Raw genomic sequence first — 23,353 nt, 5'->3', positions numbered from 1 at the left:
ATCAAGTCAGAGTTGCGGTCGCCAGCTTCACACTGAAGCCAACGAACAATGCACCGACACCAGTATTGGCACTGGCGGCGAGCCGCTGCCGCTGACGGAACCAAGCCGCCAGACGTACACCGGCAAAAATCAGGAAACTGAGGTATATCGCACTGACCATTTCCAGAATCAGCCCGAGCACCCCAAATGCCAACCCAGGATGAGCATATCCAGGGTCGACGAACTGTATGAAGAAAGACACAAAGAACAAAATGGCCTTTGGGTTCGACAAGCTTAGTAGAAGGGCTTTTCTAAACGGCCTGTCGGTATCTTCTTTTTTAGAGTGCTGCTCTGTAGACGGCAGTGAACAACGCCACTGATGCCAAGCTCCACGCAGCACGCCTATACCCAGATAAAGCAGATAAGCGGCACCCAGGTATTTAAGCCCTACAAAAAACAAAGGCTCGGCCTTTAAAAGCGAGGCGACTCCCAGGGCCGACAATGTCATTAGCAATGCATCCCCAAAGAACACGCCAAAGGCTGCACAATAACCTGCAGCCACGCCTCGCCTTGCAGAAGAGACCAGTACAAAGAGGGAGTTGGGACCAGGTAGCAGCACTACAAAAACTACACCCGCTACATATGTCCAAAGGTCAGTAATGCCCAACTCCGACCATGCCATCTATTAACGCCGCTCCGCCATGGCACTGATAAAGCGATCAAACAGCGGCGCTACATCATGCGGTCCTGGGCTTGCCTCAGGGTGCCCCTGAAAACTGAATGCAACCTTGTCGGTACGTTCGATTCCTTGCAGAGTGCCGTCAAATAGTGACTTGTGAGTAGCGCGAACATTACCTGGTAATGTCGCCTCGTCTACAGCAAAACCGTGGTTCTGGCTGGTGATCATCACCACCCCAGTATCGAGGTCTTGAACAGGATGGTTCGCACCGTGGTGCCCGTTAGGCATTTTCACCGTACGGGCTCCAGACGCCAGCGCTAAAAGCTGATGCCCCAGGCAGATACCAAAAACAGGAATATCTGTTTCGAGCACTTCCTGAATAGCCTTGATTGCATAATCACAAGGCTCTGGGTCACCCGGGCCGTTTGCCAAAAAGATACCATCCGGGCTTAGCGCCAAGGCTTCACTAGCGGGTGTCTGAGCGGGTAGAACCGTAACTCGGCAACCACGCGCAACTAACATCCTGAGAATGTTGTATTTAACACCGTAGTCAAACGCAACCACATGGTATGGCAACTGATCAGCCGGAACCTCGGGAGCACTGTCACTTTCCAGATTCCAAACTGAACGACGCCATTCATAAGATTCTTTAACGCTTACCTCTTTGGCGAGGTCCATCCCCTTAAGCCCTGGGAAAGCACGAGCCGCTTCCAACGCCTGCTCTTCGGTGATGCCATCACCTGCCAGAATACAGCCGTTTTGAGCACCCTTTTCGCGCAGAATCCGAGTGAGCTTACGGGTATCAAGCCCTGCGATTGCTACTGTGTTGTTAGCCTGAAGATAGTCTGGCAGCGACTGCTTGTTACGCCAGTTGCTGGCGACTAGGGGCAGGTCACGAATAATTAGGCCAGAGGCCCATACTTGGTTAGCTTCACCATCTTCAGGTGTTGTACCAGTATTGCCAATATGAGGATAGGTAAGTGTTACGAGTTGCTTGGCGTAGGAAGGATCGGTGAGGATTTCCTGATAGCCGGTCATAGCGGTATTAAACACCACCTCACCGACTGTGAGACCGTCGGCACCGATGGATTCTCCGTGGAAAATCGTACCATCGGCAAGTGCGAGAATGGCTGGCTTAGTCAAGAGACCTCCCAAAATCTAGTCTGAAGAGGCAAACGCAGGTTGTAAAAAAGCGGGATGAGGTATGAACCGCATCCCGCTTTTTATTAGATCATTCTGCGCTGGCTTTAGTGGACACACTAAAGCTGCATGATACGGAAATTACTTGAACAAATCCACACTTACTGACGCCATTTATCGCTTCAGAGGTAGAGAGTGAAACTAGTCATCCTCTAGCATCTCTAAACGCGCCGAATAAATCCTAGCAAATCCATGCTTTAGCGCAGACTTAAAACATCCTGCATGTCATAAAGACCAGGCTCTTTCCCCTCTAGCCATAGAGCGGCCCGAACAGCCCCTTTTGCAAAGGTCATGCGACTTGAAGCCTTGTGTGTTATCTCAACGCGCTCACCTTCAGCGGCGAACAAAACGGTATGATCGCCAACGACATCACCTGCTCGAACGGTAGCGAAACCAATCGTTTTGCGATCGCGAGCCCCGGTCTGGCCCTCGCGCCCGTATACAGCTACCTCGCTCAAATCCCGACCTAACGCTTGCGCAACGACCTCCCCCATACGCAAGGCTGTACCGGAAGGAGCGTCGACCTTATGGCGATGATGTGCTTCGATAATTTCGATATCGACTTCATCCCCTAGCACGCGTGCAGCCGTATCCAAGAGTTTTAGACAGAGATTGACACCCACACTAAAGTTGGCTGCAAATACAATTGGAATTTGCTTGCTGGCTTCCATGAGCACGAGCTTCTGGTCTGCCGTAAAGCCCGTGGTTCCAATAACCATTGCTTTGCCGGCCTGACGGCACTGCGCCAGGTTCTGAAGTGTCACGGCTGGATGAGTAAAATCGATCAATACATCAAACTCATCCGCAACCCGACCCAAGTCACCGGACAATGGCACGCCGATTCGACCGATACCTGCCAGCTCACCAGCATCTGCTCCAACCAACGTGCTGTCTGGACGATCGATCGCTGCTGTTAGCCCTGCCGCACCACTGGTCTGCTGCACAGCCTCTACCAGTGTCTTGCCCATGCGCCCGGCGGCGCCCATTACTGCTATACGTCGCATTATTATGCTCCATGCCGCAAGCAACAGGCCGACACGCCGCCAGGCCTGCGCCCGCCTAGCTTATAAATCGTCGAAAAAACGCTTCATACCATCGAACCAGCCACTAGCACGTGGCGAATGCGAGCTATTGCCTTGCAAGGTATTGCGGAACTCTTCGAGCAGCTCACGCTGACGCTTATCCAGATTGACAGGCGTCTCTACTACAACGCGGCACATCAGATCACCAGCGCCGCCACCACGAACAGGCACTACACCTTTGCCACGCAAACGGAACATCTTGCCCGTTTGGGTCGCTTCCGGAATCTTGAGCTTCACCCGGCCATCGAGCGTTGGGACTTCCAGCTCCCCGCCTAGAGCTGCGTCAGCAAAGCTAATCGGCACTTCGCAGTAAAGATGCTTGCCGTCACGCTGGAAAATGGCATGTTCACGAACATTTACGACCACATATAGGTCGCCGGCCGGACCACCCATGGTCCCCGCCTCGCCTTCACCGGAAAGCCGGATACGATCACCCGTATCAACGCCTGCCGGGACTTTAACCGACAGCGTCTTTTGCTCTTCGATACGTCCTTGGCCGTGACAGGTCTGACAGGGCTCAGGGATGATCTTTCCAGTGCCATGACAACGTGGGCAAGTCTGCTGAACGGAAAAGAAGCCTTGCTGCATACGAACCTGACCAATACCACCACAGGTAGTACAGGTAGTAGGCGACGTGCCTGGCTTGGCACCACTGCCATCACAAGTCTTGCACCCAACAAGGGTCGGTACGCGGATTGTGACATTAGTGCCACGCACAGCCTCTTCCAGATCCAGGTCCAGGGTATAACGCAGATCTGCTCCACGCTGCGGACCACCACGTCCACCGCCACGAGCATTACCAAAGAAATCACTAAATACATCCCCGAATATATCGGAGAAGCTAGCGCCTGCCGCTCCAGCGCCGAAGCCACCACCGCCCATACTGGGATCAACACCTGCATGCCCATATTGGTCATAGGCAGAGCGCTTTCCGGCATCGGATAGCACTTCATAGGCCTCATTGGCCTCTTTGAATTTTTCCTCGGCTTCCTTATCGCCCGGGTTACGATCCGGGTGATATTTCATCGCAAGGCGCCTGTAAGCCTTTTTCAAATCAGCATCACTAGCGCCACGCTCGACACCAAGAATCTCGTAATAATCACGCTTGGCCATAAGTTTCCTGCACCTTCATTTTTCAACCCTCCAGACACGCCAACGCGGGAGACAGGCTCCCGCGCAGCGGATCAGGCAGGCCATATGGCCTGCCGGGGCTCAAGCAAGCGCGAGGCTTACTTATTGTCCTTGACCTCTTCAAACTCGGCATCCACAACGTCATCGCCAGCTGGCTTATCGTTGTTGGCATCTGCCTTGGCTGCGCCTTCTGCATTCGGAGCGGGCTGCTCAGCATACATCTTCTGAGCCAGAGGAGCAGAAGCCTGAGACAAAGCGTTCATCTTAGCCTCGATGGCTTCTTTGTCGTCACCCTTCACTGCTGCTTCAAGCTCGCTGATAGCCTTCTCGATAGCAGTCTTTTCTTCAGCGCTTGCCTTGTCACCGGCTTCGGTAAGCATTTTGCGTGTGCCATGCGCCAGGGCATCACCCTGGTTACGGGCAGTAACCAGCTCTTCGAACTTACGGTCTTCGTCAGCATTGGCTTCGGCATCACGAACCATCTGCTGAATTTCTTCTTCAGAAAGACCAGAAGACGCCTTGATGACAATGGACTGCTGCTTACCAGTAGCCTTGTCTTTGGCAGACACATGCAGAATACCGTTGGCGTCGATATCAAAGGTTACTTCGATCTGCGGTACGCCACGCGGTGCCGGCGGAATCTCAGCCAGGTCAAATTTACCCAGCGATTTGTTCTGCGCAGCCTGCTTACGCTCACCCTGCAGCACGTGAATAGTCACAGCGCTCTGGTTGTCATCAGCAGTCGAGAACACCTGCGACTTCTTAGTTGGAATCGTAGTGTTTTTCTCGATCAGCGGCGTCATTACGCCACCCATGGTTTCGATACCCAGCGTCAGCGGGCTTACATCTAGAAGCAGAACGTCTTTGACGTCACCCGCCAGAACAGCACCCTGGATAGCAGCACCAATGGCCACAGCTTCGTCAGGATTGACGTCTTTACGTGCTTCTTTGCCAAAGAAATCAGCAACACGCTTTTGAACCAGCGGCATACGTGTCTGGCCACCTACGAGGATAACCTCATCGATGCGAGAAACATCGATACCGGCATCTTTCAATGCAGTACGGCAAGGCTCAATGGTACGCTCGACCAGATCTTCTACCAGCGACTCCAGCTTGGCGCGAGAAATCTTCACATTCAGATGCTTAGGACCTGTTGCATCTGCAGTGATATAGGGCAGATTCACATCAGTCTGCTGGGCAGAAGAAAGCTCGATTTTGGCTTTTTCAGCAGCTTCTTTCAGGCGCTGCATAGCCAGCGGATCACCTTTCAGGTTGATTCCACTTTCTTTCTTGAATTCGTCTACGAGGTAGTCGATCAGACGAATATCGAAGTCTTCACCACCCAGGAAGGTATCGCCATTGGTGGCCAATACTTCGAACTGATGCTCGCCATCAACCTCGGCAATTTCAATAACCGAAACGTCGAACGTACCACCACCCAGGTCATAAACGATAACGGTGTGGTCGCCCTTGGCTTTATCCAGACCGTAAGCCAACGCAGCGGCAGTCGGCTCGTTGATGATACGCTTAACATCCAGACCCGCAATACGACCAGCATCCTTGGTAGCCTGACGCTGACTGTCATTGAAGTAAGCAGGAACGGTGATTACCGCTTCGCTTACGGTCTCGCCCAGGTAATCCTCGGCGGTCTTCTTCATCTTCTTCAATACTTCTGCAGAGATCTGCGGCGGAGCCATTTTCTGGCCCTTGACCTCTACCCAGGCATCACCATTGTCTGCCTTGACGATGCTGTAAGGCACCATCTGGATATCTTTCTGTACCACATTCTCTTCGAAGCGGCGACCGATAAGACGCTTGACAGCATATAGCGTGTTTTGCGGGTTGGTTACTGCCTGACGCTTGGCAGGCTGACCCACCAGTGTTTCACCGTCGTTTGTGTAGGCAATAATGGACGGCGTAGTGCGAGCGCCTTCGGCGTTCTCAAGCACTTTTACACTGCCGTTTTCGAGGATGGCCACGCAGGAGTTGGTCGTCCCCAGGTCGATACCAATGATCTTACCCATGTTCACTCTCCAGAAATCTTGATTCCGTGCGATCCGTCTGCGGATCTTTTTTGCTCGGTTGTTTCACCAAATGGGGACCGAGCAGATTATTTCAAGCCTTTTCGTTAATTGTCGGCTGCTGATTCGAAGGCGCCTTGCTGACAACCACCATGGCCGGACGCAATAAACGCCCATTGATGGAATAGCCTTTCTGGAACACCTTCAGCACACTGCCCGGCTCAACGTTGGCACTTTCTTCCATTGCCATCGCTTGATGCAGCTCTGGATTAAAGGGCACACCATGCGGATCAATGACTTCTACCTGGTAACGTTTGAGCGTGTCTTGGAATACCTTGAGCGTGAGTTCCATGCCTTCACGCATGGGGCGTAGCGCCTCATTATTAGCGTCCGACATCTCTAGACCACGCTCAAGGCTGTCGATCACAGCCAGCAGATCACTTGCAAACTTTTCCAGCGCAAACTTGTGAGCTTTCTCGACATCCTGCTCTGCACGGCGACGGACGTTCTGCAACTCGGCTGCAGTGCGTAACGTCTGATCTTGTGCAGCCGCCAGCTGTTCTTCCAGTGCCGCTACGCGAGCTGCCAGGTCATCCGCCTGCGGAGCCTGAGCATCCTGATTGGTTTCTGGCTTTTGAATATCTGGGTTTTGCTCGTCAGCCATGTCGTCCTCCTGTCGAATCGTTTGGCAGGTCATACGCAGTATAAAAGTGCTGCAAATCCTGCGGTTCTGCCCGCTATATGGGGCCGACGTTTAAAGGTTCAAGGGTTAGGGTTATTGCCAGGACGAAAAGAAAAACTGTATAAATGAACACTACTGAATAAATAACCAGACTTACGATTTCGGAGCCCACCCACATGCTGGTGCATCTGTCCGTCCGCAATTACGCGATTGTTGAACATCTCGACCTTGAACTTGAGCGTGGCATGACAGTGATTACCGGTGAAACGGGAGCCGGTAAGTCAATCATGCTGGACGCGCTCGGCCTTACCATGGGTGACAGAGCCGATAGTGGCGTAGTTCGTCCTGGTGCTGACAAGGCAGACATCCTAGCTACCTTTGATCTGAAACATATCCCTGAGGCACAAAACTGGTTGGCTGAGCGCGATCTCGATAACGAGGGCCTATGTATTTTGCGCCGCGTTATTACAGCCGAGGGGCGCTCACGCGCCTACATCAACGGGTCGCCTTGCCCTCAGGGGGATTTAAAAGCATTGGGTAGCCTGCTCATTGATATCCATAGCCAGCACGAGCATCAGTCGCTACTGAAAATGGATACACATCGCCGTCTGCTGGATGAATTTGCCGAGGCCAAAGAGTTAGCACGCCAAGTCCAACTGGCTTCGCAGCGCTGGCGCCAGACTAAGCAAACTCTTGAGCGCTTATCGAGCAGTGGCGAAGAGCAACGGGCACGCCACCAGCTTTTGAGTTATCAGCTTGAGGAGTTGGCCAACCTTTCCTTGAGTACAGGGGAAATCGAAGCGCTTGAGCAAGAGCAAAAGACCTTGGCCAGTGCAGAGCAGCTCTTGGTCGCCTGCCGCCAGGTTATTGACCTATGCAGCGAGGGCGAAGGCGGTAACGTCCTGTCGGCTCTAAATACAAGCGTTCACCGCTTGACCGGCTTTAGCCATGCGCCTAAAGCGCTTGAGGAAGCAACTAATCTTATCGGCTCAGCACAAATTCAGATTGAAGAAGCGGTGTCGGAACTTAACCGTTTCATGGACAACTTCGAGGCCGATCCAGAGCGCCAGCAAGTAGTCCAGGAACGCCTGGACGCTATCTACACCATGGCACGCAAACACCGAGTGCAACCTGAAGAGCTTATCCATCTGCAAGCGCAGCTTCAGAGCGAGCTGGAGTCATTGAATGCTGATGATGCAGCGGTTGAACGTTTGCAGGAAGAGTTGGCCGCCTATGCACGCCATTATCAGGAAAAGGCCAACGAGCTAAGTGAACGTCGTCAAACACGCGCCCCTGAGCTCGCAGCGGCAGTAGAAACAGAAATGCAACGCCTAGGCATGCCTGGTGGCCGCTTCTCCATTACACTGCAACCTGAGCCTTCGAACGATCTACAGCCTTATGGGCAGGAAAACGTAGAGTTTCGTGTAAGCGCTAACCCAGGCCAGCCGCTCAGGCCTTTGGCCAAGGTAGCATCGGGTGGTGAGCTATCACGTATCAGCTTGGCAATTCAGGTTATTACTGCCCAGACATCACGTGTTCCTACACTTGTATTTGACGAAGTGGACGTAGGCATTGGCGGCCCTACCGCTGAGATTGTGGGCCAGCTACTACGCCGTCTTGGTGAAGATGGACAGGTGCTGACGGTTACTCACCTGCCACAGGTTGCTGCTCAGGGTCACCATCACCTCTTTGTCCATAAGGAACGCGGCACGAGTGAAACCCGAACTGCAGTTGCGATACTGGACAAGCAACGGCGCATTGAGGAAGTAGCGCGCATGCTAGGGGGTATCGATCTCACACGCGAATCGCTTGCACATGCCAAAAAAATGGTTACAGCAAAGTAAACATTCTTTAGAGGAAACGAAAACAGCGGCCAAGGCCGCTGTTTTTTTATTGGGCAGCAAGGCCTATTTTCTTTTTTTAACGTACAGCACAAGATTGTGATCAACCAGCTCATAGCCGTGCTCTTCTACAATCTCACGTTGACGCTTTTCAATGGAGGCATCCGTGAACTCGATAACTTCACCCGAGTCTACACATACCATATGGTCGTGGTGCCCAGTATCTGCCAACTCGAATACAGCGTGACCGCCATCAAAGTTATGACGATCAACCAGCCCAGCGGCTTCAAACTGGGTCAATACGCGATAAACAGTAGCGAGCCCCACGTCCTCGCCGGCCTCCATTAACGCCTTGTACACATCTTCAGCGCTCATATGGCGCTGACCGGCGGAATCCAGCATTTGCAGGATTTTGACTCGTGGAAGAGTCACTTTTAGCCCGACTTTACGGAGCTCGTTATTTTCAACCATGTTCTTTCTCGGCTTCGAACGCTTCGCAGCACTTCGGAATGCAGGTATGATCAGAGTTCATTGCCTAGCAAGATAGTGGAAGTCTTCCCCCGATGCAAAACCTCAAGCTAACGCTGACCGGGCTTACCTTTCTGAGCCTCGCCACGCTCGCCGGATGTTCTTTTCCGGGGGTCTACAAAATTGATATCCAGCAGGGCAACGTTGTCACGCAGGACATGATAGACCAGCTTCGCCCAGGAATGACCCGACGACAAGTAAGGTTTATCATGGGAAGCCCCTTGATTACCGATACTTTCCACGCCAATCGCTGGGATTATCTCTATAGCATGCAACCTGGTGGCGGTCAGCGCCAACAGGAGCGTGTAAGCCTGGTTTTCGATGATAGCGATCATCTTGTAGGCCTCGCCGGCGACTTCAAACCGGGCGTTACCCGGGAGCAGGAAATCATGGGCACAAGCGGCCAGACCGCTGCGCCAGAGGCTTCCAGCCCAACGGATCAGCCAGCCCAGCAGCCACCTCAGCAACCAGAGGATCAACCGCCAGCCCCTGGCTCAGTTGAAGAGCAAATCCAACAGGAAATCGATAGAACGCAAGCCACTCCGATCCCTACGCCAGCGCCAATTGATACGCAAAACGAATAGATCCCATTATCTATTTCAAATAAAAAAGCCCCGCTCAGCGGGGCTTTTTTATGAAAATACAATTTATCAGCTGCTCGATTTCAACAATGATTTTAGCCCCTCACTCATGGAGGTAACTCTTTCAAAAGCAAAATGTGATTGCAAACGCGAGCTGTCCGCTTTTGAGTGACGAATATCACCTGCGCGCGCAGCCGCATGAGTGATTTCTGGCAGACCACCTACCACCAAGCCGATCTCGCTTAATAGCTGATTGAGGCTGATGACTTCACCATGCCCCACATTGACGGGCCCGATTACTGGCTCAACCATCTCTAAACCTTGAGCGATGAGTTTTACTAGATCACTCACATAAACGAAGTCTCGGGTTTGCTCGCCGTCACCATAGACAGTAATCGGAGCACCCTGACATGCGCGATTTGTAAAAATGCTGATGACGCCCGAATACGGTGAAGAAGGGTCCTGCCTAGGACCATATATATTAAAAAATCGAAATATTACTGGCTCTAAAGCATGCTCACGGCGGTAAAAATCAAGGTAATACTCGCTTGCTAGCTTATCGGCTGCATAGGGCGTCAGCGGCGCTTTAGGCGTGTCTTCAGCAATAGCCTGCCCTTCCCCATTCGGTCCATATACGGCAGCACTTGAAGCAAAAACAATACGCTGAATGTGGTGCTTGCGCATGGCTTCGCAGACATTCAAGGTACCGATGAAATTACTTTGATGTGTACTGACTGGGTCATCGACCGAGGCCTGAACAGAGGCAACAGCAGCCAAGTGTACAACAGCGGAGCAGCCTGCCATCGCTTGATCGACGGTATCGGTACTGGCCACATCGCCATGAATGATCTCCAACCGAGCACTATCTATTGGCAGGTTATCCCGCTTACCCGTGGAAAAATCATCCAGTACCCGGACGTGTTTTCCTTTGGCTAATAGCAAATCGACCAGATGGGAGCCGATGAATCCGGCCCCACCCGTTATAAGAATAGGTTGCTCAGTCATGGCGACTTCCTGTTTGCCTATAGTAACGATCCAACAAAGTGGGTATTCCGCTACGCCAGTTACGCGGCTTGATACCAAACGTATTCAAAATCTTTTTACAGGCCAAAACAGCATTCTGCGGCTCGTCAGATGCGTCTTGAGTAGCACCATGAGCCATGGGCTCAAGATTTGGCTCCGGCATTCTGCATAAGGCCAAGGCTTCAGCAATAATAGTCTGCCCTAGCGTCAACTGAGTAACCGCTTCGATGCCACCATAATGGTAGGTCCCCCAAAGCGGAGCACTGCAATCCAATTGCTTGATAACAGCCAGAATAATTCGCCCGGCGTCATCGACAGGAGTGGGGCTTCCGCGTCGATCATCAGCAAGGGGCAGCGGCTGACCTTCCTCGGCCTTAGACAGGAATCGGTCCAATGCCCCGTGGGGGCTCTCATCCAGAAGCCACCCTAGTCGCAACAAGACATGCTGAGGGCATAAGGCACGCACCGTTTGCTCTATGGTCCACAGCGCCTGCCCGCGTACACCAAGAGGGTTAGGTTCGTCTTTTTCACTGTAGGCACTGGCCCTACTGCCATCAAAGATGCGATAGCTGGAAGGCTGTATCAAGGCGATTGAATGATGCTGACAGAGTTCAGCCAGGCGCTCTACAGCGCTGGCTTGTCTCGAAAGCTGGTCATCATCGACGTGCTCCGCCTGAAACCAGTCGAAATAATAAGCCAGATTGATGATTACATCGGGGCGGGTGTCATCAAGCAACTGGGTCAGGTGGCTGGCGTTCCAGCCCTGTGCTGGCGGACGAGGTGCAAGAAAATGTATATCTTCTTCTGCACCTAGGCGGATCAGCGCCTGACCCAGGGCATTACCGCCGCCCAACAGCATGAGGCGCATGCGCATGGAGTTCGGGTATCTTCCAAAATCTGAACGTAAACGGCGCAGCCAAAGCAACAGGCACGCCGGACAATGTCATCATTGTGCAGCATAGCGGAAGCTTTCGTCATCCATGTCAGGATGGGACAGCTTCAACGGTAGTCTCATCTTCAGCATTTTCCTTAGGCGTACGCAGCACATAGGCCGCTGCGCTTTTCAAATTAGGTAGCAAGCGGCTGATCAAGGCCAGTTGAGTCAGCACCAGACGATGCCCATCATCAAGGTCATCAGGGAACTGCTCTAACTCGTCAGCCAGGGCATTCTCTTCTTCTGCTGTAGGAACCAAAGAGCGTCTCTCATTAAGCGCCTGAGCTATTTCAAGCAGCCCCGCACTCAGGCGGCTCATTGCTTTCTCGATGAGTGGATCTACCGGGTGTTCCGCGAGTTGTATCCGGTGTGCCCCCAGTGCTGACAGATACCCCAGCAAGGTATTGGATAAGGCCAGAAAGCGGAATCCTGCTTCTAGATTACGACGAAAATGTCCAGGCTCTCGCAACATATTGGCCAGCGCCGCCGATAAGGTGGCGTCTGCGTTATGCACGTTACGTCGGGCCACTCGGTAATTCAGATCATCCCGCTTACCATGACGGTATTGGTCGATAACACTACGCAAATAGTTATTGCTTGTTAACAGCGTGTTAGCCATTACCTGATGCAGACGCCTTCCCTGCCAGTCAGGCAAGATAAAGAAGACAGCCAGTACCGCAATGAGGCAGCCAATCAGCGTATCAATCAAGCGTGGCCAAATGAGACCAAAACCATCACCTACCTGATTGAAGCAGAACAGCACCATAACGGTGATAGCGGCTGTGGCTATGGTATAGCGATCAGTTCGGGTAACGAAGAAAACCGTTCCTGCAATAACTGCCAGCGAAAGCTGGGCCTCAGTGCTGCCGAAAAGTTGTAGCAATGCGTTACCCAACAGCAGGCCAATGACAGTACCCACGATTCGCTGAACCAGACGCATCCGCGTCGCACCATAATTGGGACGGCACACAAAAACCGTGGTGAGCAGTATCCAATAGCCGTAATTTGGATGAACCAGATGTAAAACACCGTATCCAGCAGCCAAAGCAATAGCCATCCTTAACCCATGTCGAAACAGAAGCGATGTTGGCGTAAGCTGCAGTCGTATGCGTTGCAACATATCCTTGAGGGATCTTGGTGTTGGATCAAGCAAGCTCGTATCCAACTCGCCAATATTCACTTCCGGCTGACTGGCATTGGAAAGCTGGCGCTCAAGGGTGCTTAAATTTGTAGAGAGTGAATCTAGAGAGCGTAAAAGCCCACGCCAGTGAGGATTGTTCTGCTGCTTGAGATAGTCGATTGAGGCATGCAAATCTGCCATAGCCTGATGGCTTTGCTGTCCGTATTCGAAAGGCTGGCGCAGTCGAGTAGCCTCACCCAGCAGTGCACATGCTTTCGCCTGCAAACTTAACAACCGCTGGCAACGAAACAGCACGTCACTATGGAAGAACGCTTCGGTCAGGGCGCTATAAGGATAATGGGAAGAGCTTGCTCGTTCATGAATATCCTGGGCCATGAAATAAAGTTTGAAATAGAACCCTGAACGCACACCAGGTCTACCCGAGCGACCAAAGCGAATCAGAATAGTGGCTTTAGCCTTATTCAGCGCATCAACGACACGACCGTTTTGCTGTGCCAGCTTTAGACGACGTTCATGAAGATCGACCTGACGCACCGGCTCAAGCAGATCGGCCTTGTAGCGCAGGAAAAGGCCCAGTTCGTAATACAGCGCTGCCAAGTGCTGACGTACCGGCTGATGTGCAAACAGGGCACACCACAAGACTGATAGAAAGCCGTACCAGGTTGCGCCAGCGAGCAGAAGTACAGGCTCATGCCAAATCGGCACCTCGCCACCAAGCCGCTGATCTACCCCGATCATTCCATAGATGGACAAAATGACCGTTGCCTGCGCCACAGACCCATATCGCTCACCAAGCGCACCCAGCAAGGTTAACAAGAATGTAGCCAGCGCCAGCCCACATACAAAGACCCAGGGATAAGGGAACAGTAGTTCTACAGAAAAAGCAGCTATAGCAAAGCAGATCAGCGTTACCAGCAAAGACTTCAATCGCCCAAGCCAACTGTCATCAGTTTCAGCTAGCGCACTGGCAATAATTCCTAAAAAAACAGGCGAAATGGAGCGCAGATCACCCAAATACCAGCATACAGCCATAGCCCCTGTAAGGGCGACAAACACACGAACACCGTAGCTGGCCTTGTTATGGGCCCACAAATGACGCAAAGGTTTGCCGAATAAAGTCATAGTGAGGCTTCGTTAGCTCCGTTGTGCCTCATGAAGGAGGCTATTGCCAATAGACGCTGAGTAAAGACGAAAAGACATCTTACAGATAAAAGTGTTTTTACTTTTTCCAGACCAATCCCGCAATGCAACAAGGAAAGCTGCCTCACACAGGTCGGCAGAAACAGAAATAACTGAACGCCTGCGTTAGCCCCGAGAAATAAAAAAGCCCGACCTTTTAAAGTCGGGCTTTTCATCACAAGAGGGCTTGATGCGTATCAGAACGGAATATCATCATCGAAGCTATCGTAATCCGGCGCTGGCTGCTGAGGTGCAGGTGCCGGACGGTTTTCACGCTGAGGCGCGGCAGAGGCAGGCTGCTGTGGACGAGGTGCGCGAGGCGCCTGTTGAGTTTGATTATACTCATCGCCGCCAGAGGATGCGCCGCCACGGCCACCCAGCAGTTGCATAGTTCCATTGATGTCTACCACGATTTCAGTGGTATAACGATCCTGGCCATCCTGACCTTGCCACTTACGGGTGCGCAGGCTGCCTTCCACATACACCTGGGAGCCTTTGCGTAGGTATTCCCCAGCAATTTCAGCCAACTTGCCAAAGAAAACCACACGGTGCCATTCGGTACGCTCTTGCTGCTGGCCGGTCTGCTTATCTTTCCAGCTATCACTGGTTGCCAGCGTAACGTTGGTTACCGCATTGCCATTAGGCATGTAACGGGTTTCCGGATCGCCGCCGACATTCCCGACCAGGATTACTTTATTAACACCACGAGCCATTTACTTCTCCTGAAATCTTCATAGATCAACCTACTGCCGGCGCGGGACTTACCAGCCGCTCCAAAGCATCACGATCGACCTGCTTGGTATCTATTTTAACGTAGACTGCAGCTTCTTCCGCTACGACTACCGCGTCGGTAACGCCCGGTAAAGCCATCAGCCTATCAGTCAATGCAGCATCCTGGGCAACGGATGGCGCCAACGGCATGCGCAGACTGGTGACATAAGGGGGTTCGCGCATCGTAACAGCTATTAACAACCATACGACACAAAGTGCTGCACAACCGAGAAAAACGGTATTTAAACCACCATGCTGGAACAGCCATCCACCCAGGATGCCACCCGCTGCAGAGCCTAAAAACTGACTGGTGGAGTAAACCCCCATCGCCGTCCCCTTCCCTCCCGCAGGAGCCACCTTGCTCACCAATGAAGGCAGCGAAGCCTCTAGCAGATTAAAGGCAGTGAAGAACACGACAATGCCAATGATAAGAGCTGTCAGGTTTTCATCGAAGGCAAAGAAAAACAGCTCGCATAGGGCTAATACTGCAACCGCACCCACCAGCACGCGTTTCATCTGTCGCTTCTTTTCGCCATAGATGATAAATGGCACCATGGCAAAGAACCCCACAACCAGGGCCGTCAGATATACCCACCAATGTTCCTCTTTGGGCAACCCGGCATGCTCAGCCAATGCCAAAGGTAGCGCCACAAAACTGGACATTAGAACGGCGTGAAGAACGCCAATCCCCAGATCCAGACGCAGAAGATCCTTATTGCGTAACGTTGTCCCTAGTGCCTGCCTAGCAACACTCGACTCACGGTGTTGCATTACACGTGACCCTTTGGGCACAACGAAAAGAATCAAAAAGAGCCCAACCAGCGCCATCGCCGAGGTTGCCCAAAATAATCCTGACAAGCCAAACGAGCGCGTGAGCAAAGGGCCGGAAACCATCGCGACGGCAAAGGACACGCCAATGCTCATACCAATGGTAGCCATGGCTTTGGTGCGATGCTGCTCTCGAGTCAAATCGGACAATTGCGCCATTACAGCAGCGGAAATAGCCCCGCCACCCTGAATAACACGACCCAATATCACGCCCCATATGCTGTGCGCATTGGCGGCTACCGCAGCCCCTGCTGCAAAGACCAACAGGCCAGCAATGATAACGGGACGCCGACCAATACGGTCTGAAAGCGTACCAAAGGGAATTTGCAGTACGGCTTGGGTCAAACCATATGCACCGATTGCCAAACCTATGAGGGCTGGCGTCGCATCAGCCAGTTCCTGACCATAGGTAGCCAGAACCGGTAATACCATGAACATACCAAGCATGCGAAATGCAAACACAAGGGCCAGTCCGACCGCTGCGCGGCGCTCCAAAGCGCTCATGCGGTCGCTGAGCTTATCGTGCATGAATACTCCTCTTGTCGGCACCCTAAAATTCATAGTGCCGGATAACTTTAAAAATAACGAAAGAATGACCACATATAAGAAAGAGGGACGAAGCCCAAGCATGCCGACTTATACCCCAGACATGCTGTCCCCTGGCTGTACCGCTGCCAAATTGGCAAGGCGGCCATTATCGCTGAAGAGCACTCACAATTTTACCAGTCTTGATCTGCCCGGCACAGGCGCGACGTTTCGACGCGCATCCTGCCGACGTCGTACAATTGCGGGTTCTCCGATGCCCGCCAAGCGAGGCCATAAAATACGTGGATAAGATCCTTATCCGTGGGGCGCGAACCCACAATCTAAAAAATTTCGACCTTACCCTTCCCCGCGATCAGCTTATCGTCATTACAGGCCTTTCCGGGTCGGGCAAGTCATCCCTGGCATTCGATACACTTTATGCCGAAGGGCAGCGCCGCTATGTCGAATCACTCTCGGCCTACGCGCGCCAGTTCCTGTCGATGATGGAAAAGCCTGAGGTAGACAGTATTGAAGGGCTGTCACCCGCGATTTCCATCGAGCAGAAGTCCACTTCGCACAACCCTCGCTCTACCGTAGGAACGATTACCGAGATCTACGATTACCTGCGCCTGCTTTATGCGCGCGTAGGTACACCACGGTGCCCTGATCACGATGTGCCTCTGGAAGCCCAGACCGTCAGCCAAATGGTTGACCAAGTCATCAGCATGCCTGAAGGCCGTCGTCTTATGCTGCTGGCCCCTGTCATCCGTGAGCGCAAGGGTGAGCATCAGGCTATCTTCGAAGAGATGCGGGCACAGGGCTTTGTTCGCGCTCGCGTAGATGGTCGCCTGTACGAGCTGGACGATCTACCCAAACTGGATAAGCAGAAAAAGCACACTATTGAGATCGTAGTTGATCGCTTTAAGGTGCGCGATGATATCCAGCAACGTTTGGCAGAATCCTTCGAGACAGCGCTCAAACTGGCCGATGATATCGCCGTGATTGCGCCTATGGAGGATGAAGAAGGCGAAGAGGTACTCTTCTCAGCCCGCTTCTCCTGTCCTATTTGCGGGTTTTCTATTGGTGAGCTCGAACCTAAGCTGTTTTCATTTAACAATCCAGCAGGTGCTTGTCCTACCTGTGATGGTCTAGGCGTCAGGCAGTTTTTCGATGCGCGCCGTGTTGTGAATAATGAGCTCTCTCTGGCGGAAGGTGCCATACGCGGTTGGGACCGTCGTAATGTGTATTACTTTCAAATGCTGGGCTCATTAGCGTCACACTACGGGTTCAGCCTGGAGGAGCCATTCAAAAATCTCAGCGCTAATCATCAGAAAGCAGTGCTTAATGGCTCTGGTCGTGATGGCGTGGAATTTCGCTACCTCAACGATCGCGGTGATATCGTTAAACGGTCTCATCCCTTTGAGGGCATTCTGCCAAACCTGGAACGCCGTTACCGTGAAACTGAATCGCAGAGCGTTCGAGACGAGCTAGCAAAGTACTTAAGCACCCAGCCCTGCTCAGAGTGTAACGGAACACGTCTGCGCCGTGAGTCACGCCATGTATGGGTAGGCGATAAAACACTCCCTGCCGTGACGCGTCTTCCAGTCGGGGATGCGACGAGCTATTTCTCGGACCTGAGCTTGGCAGGCCATAAAGGTCAGATTGCCGATAAAATCCTTAAAGAAATCCGTGAGCGTTTACAGTTCCTGGTTAATGTGGGTTTGGACTACCTCACTCTGGATCGCAGCGCTGACACACTTTCTGGCGGTGAGGCACAGCGTATCCGCCTGGCCAGCCAGATTGGTGCAGGCCTTGTTGGGGTCATGTACATTCTTGATGAGCCTTCCATTGGCCTGCATCAACGTGACAACGAGCGACTGTTAGGCACCCTAACGCACCTACGTAACCTGGGTAACACGGTTATCGTCGTAGAGCACGACGAAGATGCAATCCGCCTTGCAGATTACGTTGTCGACATTGGCCCTGGAGCCGGCGTACATGGCGGGCAAATTATTGCTCAAGGTACGCCAGCAGAAGTTATGGCACACCCTGAGTCCGTAACAGGAATGTACCTTTCTGGGCGAAAGAAAATTATCGTCCCTGCCGAGCGCACCAAACGTGACAAAAAGAAAGAACTCGTTATCAAGGGTGCTCGCGGCAATAACCTACAGAATGTTGACCTACGCATTCCGGTAGGCTTGTTCACGTGTATTACAGGCGTTTCAGGCTCAGGCAAATCAACCCTGATCAACAACACCCTTTTCCCTATCACAGCAACGGCTTTAAATGGGGCTACTACGCTTGAAGTCGCGCCATATGACTCCTTCGATGGCTTGCAACATATCGATAAAGTCGTTGATATTGATCAGAGTCCCATCGGGCGGACACCCCGATCAAACCCTGCAACCTACACTGGTATCTTCACCCCAATTCGCGAGCTATTTGCTGGAGTACCAGAAGCCCGCTCCAGAGGATACGGGCCAGGTCGCTTTTCCTTTAACGTCAAAGGTGGTCGCTGCGAGGCATGCCAGGGTGATGGCGTTATCAAGGTAGAGATGCATTTCTTGCCTGACATCTACGTCTCATGCGACGTCTGTAAAGGTAAGCGCTACAACCGCGAGACGCTCGAAGTTAAATACAAGGGCAAAACCATTACAGAAGTCTTGGACATGACTATCGAGGAGGCCAGGGAATTCTTTGATGCAGTGCCAGCCTTGGCCCGCAAGCTTCAAACGCTAATGGATGTAGGTTTGTCCTATATACGCCTAGGCCAAAGCGCTACCACGCTCTCCGGTGGAGAGGCGCAGCGCGTCAAGTTGGCCCGAGAGCTGTCCAAGCGTGATACAGGCAAGACGCTTTACATCCTTGACGAGCCGACTACCGGCCTTCACTTTGCGGATATTCAGCAATTGCTCGATGTGCTTCATCGTTTACGTGATCACGGCAATACCGTAGTAGTGATTGAGCATAACCTGGATGTCATCAAGACAGCGGACTGGCTGGTAGACCTTGGGCCTGAAGGCGGCTCAAAGGGCGGCCAGATCATTGCCACAGGCACGCCAGAAGACGTAGCCAAGAACCCGGCCTCTCATACTGGTCGATTCTTGGGACCTCTCTTGGAGCGTGATCGGGCTTAAGAACCTCTACAATCGTTAGGAGTTGGTAGGGACACTATCGACGAACTTGGGCGCTGCCGGCCTACTTTGCTGGCAGCGCTCAAGCTCTTTCGCATCATGGCTGCAGAATAGTTCTATCTCACCAGCATGCATCAGCGAAAGCTCACGTAAGCGCTGCTGATTATGCAAACGGAGCTCTCGATTAACTTCCATCATCGTTTGATAGAAACGCAGGCCCGGCGTACAAGAGCGCTTCGACTGCCCGACCTCGTCCCGGTAAAAATAAGCATCACCAGCATGAAGCAACCAGCCTGTTGGTGTTTGGATTGCAATACCTGCATGCCCCCAAGTGTGCCCCGCTAAAGGGATCATAAGAATTTCCGGCGGAAGCCCCTTCAAATCGCGAACTGCAGAAAATCCGTACCAAGCCTCACCTTGAGGTTCATATAACTCCCAACGTTTAACCTGATCCCACTGATGAAATCGATAACGCCGGCTACCAAGATAACCATGAGGTAGGCGGGCCGTGTTCATTTCGCGCTCAAGCACATGCACTGTTGCTTCAGGAAAGTCTTCCAGACCACCCGCATGATCAAAATCAAGATGGGTTAAAACGATATGCCGCACATCACTTGCTTGAAAGCCAAGCGTCTTAATTTGCTCAATAGCCGTATAACGCATCTCAAATTGGATATTGTTGAACCCAATAAAGAATGAGCTAAGCCGCTTATGAGGTGCATGAACATCACGTGCACCAAATCCCGTATCAATTAATACGAGACCATCGTGGTCCGTCTCCACCAGCAAGCAATGGCAAACCAGATGCCCGGTTAGCCCCTTGCTAAACCCGTCAAAAAGCGCACCGCCCCATGGGCACATACAACCGCAGTTGAGATGATGTATACGCATGAGATCCACCTTGATATGACTTCTCTATTGCGACACGCATTGAGTTCCAAGTGTTTCCGTAGGCAAGACATTTATTTACAGGCAATAAAAAGGCCCCAAGAGGGGCCTTTAGAAGGTACGAGACCTATTCTACTTCGCTTAAGGGCACGCTCAAGCCATGAGCAATACCTTCACCGTAGGCACGATCTGCTTTAAGGAAGTGACCAATCTGGCGACGCTGAACATCACGCGTAACAGATTGCATGGCACCAACGATATTACTGATCAATAAGGCCTTTTGCTCGTCAGACATCAGACGGAACAAGGCACCCGCTTGAGAGTAATAATCTTCATCTAATCGATGATCATAACGATCAGCCGAGCCACTTAGTGGCATTGCTGGCTCACGATACTGAGGAGCCTGCTTAGGCGCACTGTTAAAGCTGTTAGGCTCATAATTTGGCGCTGACCCGCCGTTTCCATCAAAGCGCATAGCTCCATCGCGCTGGTAGTTTTGATAAGGCGAGCGCGGTACGTTTACCGGTAATTGCTGATAATTGGTACCAATACGGTAACGCTGAGCATCTGCGTAAGCAAAGACACGTCCTTGAAGCATACGGTCAGGCGATAAACCAACACCTGGAACCACATTACTAGGCGCAAACGCCGCCTGCTCGACTTCAGCGAAATAGTTGAGCGGATTACGATTCAGCTCTAACTCACCTACTTCAATCAGTGGAAACTCTTTCTGCGACCACACTTTCGTGACGTCAAATGGGTTTTCAGCACGGCTAAAGGCTTCCGCCTCCTCCATTACCTGAACACAAACACGCCACTGGGGATAATCGCCTCGCTCGATTGCCTCAAACAGATCACGTTGCGCATAATCTGGATCAGTACCTGCTAAACGGGTAGCTTCAGTAGGCGTTAGGTTCTTAATCCCCTGCTTGCTCTTGAAATGCCATTTCACGAAACGGCGCTCACCCGCAGCGTTGACGACACTAAATGTATGGCTCCCAAAGCCATGCATGAAACGATAGCCATCCGGAATACCCCGGTCCGAGAATAGGATGGTCACCTGATGCAGAGACTCGGGCGAATGCGACCAAAAGTCCCACATCATTTGCGGGCTCTTTAAATTGGTCTGCGGATTACGTTTTTGCGTATGGATAAAGTCAGGAAACTTAAGAGGATCACGCAGAAAAAATACAGGTGTATTGTTGCCAACGATATCCCAATTGCCTTCTTCAGTATAAAACTTCAAGGCAAAACCGCGAGGATCACGCTCTGTATCTGCCGATCCACGTTCTCCCCCAACAGTAGAAAAACGCAAAAATACAGGTGTCTGCTTGCCTACACTGGCAAAGAGGCTGGCAGAGGAAAGATTGGTAATGTCTTGAGTAACCGTAAAAGTACCATAAGCACCAGAACCTTTCGCATGGACACGGCGCTCAGGAATTACTTCACGGTTAAAGTGAGCCAGCTTTTCAACTAGATGGAAGTCATCTAACAGTAAGGGGCCACGCTCCCCTGCGGAGCGAGAGTTCTGGTTATCGGCAACTGGAATGCCACTAGCAGTAGTGAGCGTATTGTTCTGGCTCATGAAACTTCTCCCTTCAATTGCGCGTCAGCGCGTCTTGTAGAGAAGTATCTTAAAAGTGAGGCAGTAGATCCAATTTATTAGATCTAGCTTTTTAATAGAAAAATCAATAGATAAAGCCACAAAAAAGCCGGGCACAAGGCCCGGCTTTTTATAACGCTTACCGCTTACTCAGCGGATTCGGCCTCAACTGCACCGCCAATAGGACGGTCAATCAGTTCAACATAGGCCATAGGAGCGTTATCACCAGCGCGGAAGCCGCACTTGAGAATACGCAGATAACCACCTGGGCGGTTCGCATAACGCTTACCCAGATCGTTAAACAGCTTACCAACGGCAGCTTTCGAACGAGTACGATCGAAAGCTAAACGACGGTTAGCTACGCTGTCTTCTTTAGCCAAAGTGATCAGCGGCTCAGCAACGCGGCGCAGTTCCTTAGCTTTCGGAAGAGTAGTTTTGATCAGTTCATGCTCGAACAGCGACACAGCCATGTTCTGGAACATAGCCTTGCGGTGTGCGCTCGTGCGGTTCAGGTGACGACCACTTTTACGATGACGCATGGTTAAATTCCTTACCAAACTAACGTTCGGTGACTAATAACGATCAGGCTGTAGCCTTATCGTCCTTCTTAAGACTTGCCGGGGGCCAGTTGTCCAGGCGCATGCCAAGCGACAAACCACGTGAAGCTAGGACATCCTTGATCTCGGTAAGAGATTTCTTACCCAGGTTAGGAGTCTTGAGCAGCTCTACTTCAGTGCGCTGAATCAGATCACCGATATAGTAGATGTTCTCAGCTTTCAAGCAGTTAGCCGAGCGGACGGTCAGTTCAAGGTCATCAACCGGACGCAGCAGAATCGGATCAATTTCGTCTTCCTGCTCAACGACAACAGGCTCACTGTCGCCCTTAAGATCAACGAAAGCAGCCAATTGCTGTTGCAAGATGGTTGCAGCACGGCGGATAGCTTCTTCTGGGTCAAGAGTACCGTTGGTCTCGAGATCTAGAACCAGCTTATCCAGGTTAGTACGCTGCTCAACACGAGCGTTTTCGACCACATAGGCCACACGGCGAACCGGACTAAAAGAAGAATCGAGCTGCAGGCGACCAATCGCACGCGTCTCGTCTTCCTCGCTCTGACGAGCATCAGCTGGCTCATAGCCACGGCCACGAGCAATCTTCAGTCGCATATTTAGCGAGCCGTTATCAGCTAGATGAGCAATGACATGATCACCGTTGACGATTTCAACGTCATGCTCTAGCTGAATGTCGGAAGCCAAAACGGGACCCTGACCTTTCTTGGAAAGAGTCAGAGTAACCTCGTCACGACCATGAAGCTTGATAGCCAGACCTTTAAGGTTAAGCAGGATTTCAATAACGTCTTCCTGCACGCCTTCGATTGCGCTGTACTCGTGTAGTACGCCATCAATTTCGGCTTCGACCACCGCGCAGCCAGGCATGGAGGACAACAAAATGCGACGAAGCGCGTTGCCCAAGGTATGACCAAAACCGCGCTCGAGAGGCTCGAGCGTAATTTTGGCGCGGGTTGGACTGACCGCCTGCACATCAATGTGACGGGGGGTCAGGAACTCATTTACCGAACTCTGCATGGATGCACCTATTTTCTAG

19 protein-coding genes are annotated in these 23,353 nt (G+C 52.0%); 3 read left to right on the top strand and 16 right to left on the bottom strand.

Annotation, left to right across the window (positions count from 1 at the left end; all coding sequences use genetic code 11):
- Position 1 precedes the first annotated feature (1 nt).
- The 6 genes from leuE to grpE all read right to left on the bottom strand — a co-directional run bounded on the left by leuE (position 2) and on the right by grpE (position 6,756).
- The gene (gene leuE / locus IEX86_RS21855; RefSeq protein WP_188868255.1) at positions 2–661 is read right to left on the bottom strand and encodes a leucine efflux protein LeuE; all 660 of its coding nucleotides are present in this window, start codon (positions 659–661) and stop codon (positions 2–4) included.
- Positions 662–664: 3 nt separating this feature from the next.
- Positions 665–1,801 (bottom strand): glutamine-hydrolyzing carbamoyl-phosphate synthase small subunit, encoded by a 1,137-nt coding sequence (gene carA / locus IEX86_RS21850; protein WP_188868254.1) that lies wholly within the window; start codon positions 1,799–1,801, stop codon positions 665–667.
- A gap of 254 nt (positions 1,802–2,055) precedes the next feature.
- The gene (gene dapB / locus IEX86_RS21845) at positions 2,056–2,862 is read right to left on the bottom strand and encodes a 4-hydroxy-tetrahydrodipicolinate reductase (RefSeq protein WP_188868253.1); all 807 of its coding nucleotides are present in this window, start codon (positions 2,860–2,862) and stop codon (positions 2,056–2,058) included.
- 60 nt (positions 2,863–2,922) lie between these two features.
- On the bottom strand, positions 2,923–4,053 hold the full coding sequence (gene dnaJ, locus IEX86_RS21840; RefSeq protein WP_188868252.1) for a molecular chaperone DnaJ: 1,131 nt from the start codon (positions 4,051–4,053) through the stop codon (positions 2,923–2,925).
- A gap of 116 nt (positions 4,054–4,169) precedes the next feature.
- Positions 4,170–6,095, bottom strand: a complete 1,926-nt coding sequence (gene dnaK, locus IEX86_RS21835) for a molecular chaperone DnaK (protein ID WP_188868251.1) — start codon at positions 6,093–6,095, stop codon at positions 4,170–4,172.
- A gap of 91 nt (positions 6,096–6,186) precedes the next feature.
- Positions 6,187–6,756, bottom strand: a complete 570-nt coding sequence (gene grpE / locus IEX86_RS21830; RefSeq protein WP_188868250.1) for a nucleotide exchange factor GrpE — start codon at positions 6,754–6,756, stop codon at positions 6,187–6,189.
- Positions 6,757–6,950: 194 nt separating this feature from the next.
- On the opposite strand from grpE, the gene recN reads away from it, so the two are divergent.
- Positions 6,951–8,618 (top strand): DNA repair protein RecN, encoded by a 1,668-nt coding sequence (recN, locus tag IEX86_RS21825; protein ID WP_188868249.1) that lies wholly within the window; start codon positions 6,951–6,953, stop codon positions 8,616–8,618.
- Positions 8,619–8,681: 63 nt separating this feature from the next.
- Here recN and fur read toward each other — a convergent pair whose 3' ends face one another.
- Complete coding sequence (fur, locus tag IEX86_RS21820; RefSeq protein ID WP_188868248.1) at positions 8,682–9,086, bottom strand: ferric iron uptake transcriptional regulator; 405 nt, start codon at positions 9,084–9,086, stop codon at positions 8,682–8,684.
- A gap of 92 nt (positions 9,087–9,178) precedes the next feature.
- Here fur and IEX86_RS21815 point away from each other — a divergent pair, with 92 nt between their 5' ends.
- Positions 9,179–9,727: an outer membrane protein assembly factor BamE gene (locus tag IEX86_RS21815; protein ID WP_188868247.1), complete on the top strand. Its 549-nt coding sequence runs from the start codon at positions 9,179–9,181 to the stop codon at positions 9,725–9,727.
- 66 nt (positions 9,728–9,793) lie between these two features.
- Here IEX86_RS21815 and IEX86_RS21810 read toward each other — a convergent pair whose 3' ends face one another.
- The 5 genes from IEX86_RS21810 to IEX86_RS21790 all read right to left on the bottom strand — a co-directional run bounded on the left by IEX86_RS21810 (position 9,794) and on the right by IEX86_RS21790 (position 16,128).
- Complete coding sequence (locus tag IEX86_RS21810) at positions 9,794–10,729, bottom strand: NAD-dependent epimerase/dehydratase family protein (RefSeq protein WP_188868246.1); 936 nt, start codon at positions 10,727–10,729, stop codon at positions 9,794–9,796.
- A complete protein-coding gene (locus IEX86_RS21805) occupies positions 10,722–11,621 on the bottom strand; it encodes a sugar nucleotide-binding protein (protein WP_188868245.1) in 900 nt (299 codons plus the stop codon). The genes IEX86_RS21810 and IEX86_RS21805 overlap by 8 nt, the downstream gene beginning before the upstream one ends.
- 109 nt (positions 11,622–11,730) lie before the next feature.
- Positions 11,731–13,944 carry a YccS family putative transporter gene (gene yccS / locus IEX86_RS21800; RefSeq protein ID WP_188868244.1) on the bottom strand — a complete coding sequence of 738 codons (2,214 nt, stop codon included), beginning with the start codon at positions 13,942–13,944 and terminating at the stop codon, positions 11,731–11,733.
- Between the two features lie 254 nt (positions 13,945–14,198).
- Positions 14,199–14,714, bottom strand: a complete 516-nt coding sequence (ssb, locus tag IEX86_RS21795) for a single-stranded DNA-binding protein (RefSeq protein ID WP_188868243.1) — start codon at positions 14,712–14,714, stop codon at positions 14,199–14,201.
- 25 nt (positions 14,715–14,739) lie between these two features.
- Positions 14,740–16,128, bottom strand: a complete 1,389-nt coding sequence (locus tag IEX86_RS21790) for an MFS transporter (RefSeq protein WP_188868242.1) — start codon at positions 16,126–16,128, stop codon at positions 14,740–14,742.
- A gap of 299 nt (positions 16,129–16,427) precedes the next feature.
- On the opposite strand from IEX86_RS21790, the gene uvrA reads away from it, so the two are divergent.
- A complete protein-coding gene (uvrA, locus tag IEX86_RS21785) occupies positions 16,428–19,262 on the top strand; it encodes an excinuclease ABC subunit UvrA (RefSeq protein WP_188868241.1) in 2,835 nt (944 codons plus the stop codon).
- 15 nt (positions 19,263–19,277) lie between these two features.
- Here the strand turns inward: uvrA and IEX86_RS21780 are convergent, their stop codons facing one another.
- The 4 genes from IEX86_RS21780 to IEX86_RS21765 all read right to left on the bottom strand — a co-directional run bounded on the left by IEX86_RS21780 (position 19,278) and on the right by IEX86_RS21765 (position 23,334).
- A complete protein-coding gene (locus tag IEX86_RS21780) occupies positions 19,278–20,150 on the bottom strand; it encodes an MBL fold metallo-hydrolase (protein ID WP_188868240.1) in 873 nt (290 codons plus the stop codon).
- A 124-nt stretch (positions 20,151–20,274) separates the two neighbouring features.
- On the bottom strand, positions 20,275–21,732 hold the full coding sequence (locus IEX86_RS21775; RefSeq protein ID WP_188868239.1) for a catalase: 1,458 nt from the start codon (positions 21,730–21,732) through the stop codon (positions 20,275–20,277).
- A gap of 164 nt (positions 21,733–21,896) precedes the next feature.
- The gene (rplQ, locus tag IEX86_RS21770; RefSeq protein ID WP_188868238.1) at positions 21,897–22,289 is read right to left on the bottom strand and encodes a 50S ribosomal protein L17; all 393 of its coding nucleotides are present in this window, start codon (positions 22,287–22,289) and stop codon (positions 21,897–21,899) included.
- A 43-nt stretch (positions 22,290–22,332) separates the two neighbouring features.
- Complete coding sequence (locus IEX86_RS21765; RefSeq protein ID WP_010796771.1) at positions 22,333–23,334, bottom strand: DNA-directed RNA polymerase subunit alpha; 1,002 nt, start codon at positions 23,332–23,334, stop codon at positions 22,333–22,335.
- Positions 23,335–23,353: the final 19 nt, after the last annotated feature.

Origin of the sequence: Pseudomonas asuensis, assembly GCF_014646755.1 — a bacterium.
GTDB classification, from domain to species: domain Bacteria; phylum Pseudomonadota; class Gammaproteobacteria; order Pseudomonadales; family Pseudomonadaceae; genus Chryseomonas; species Chryseomonas asuensis.
This window is presented reverse-complemented; position numbering and strand designations above follow the sequence as displayed.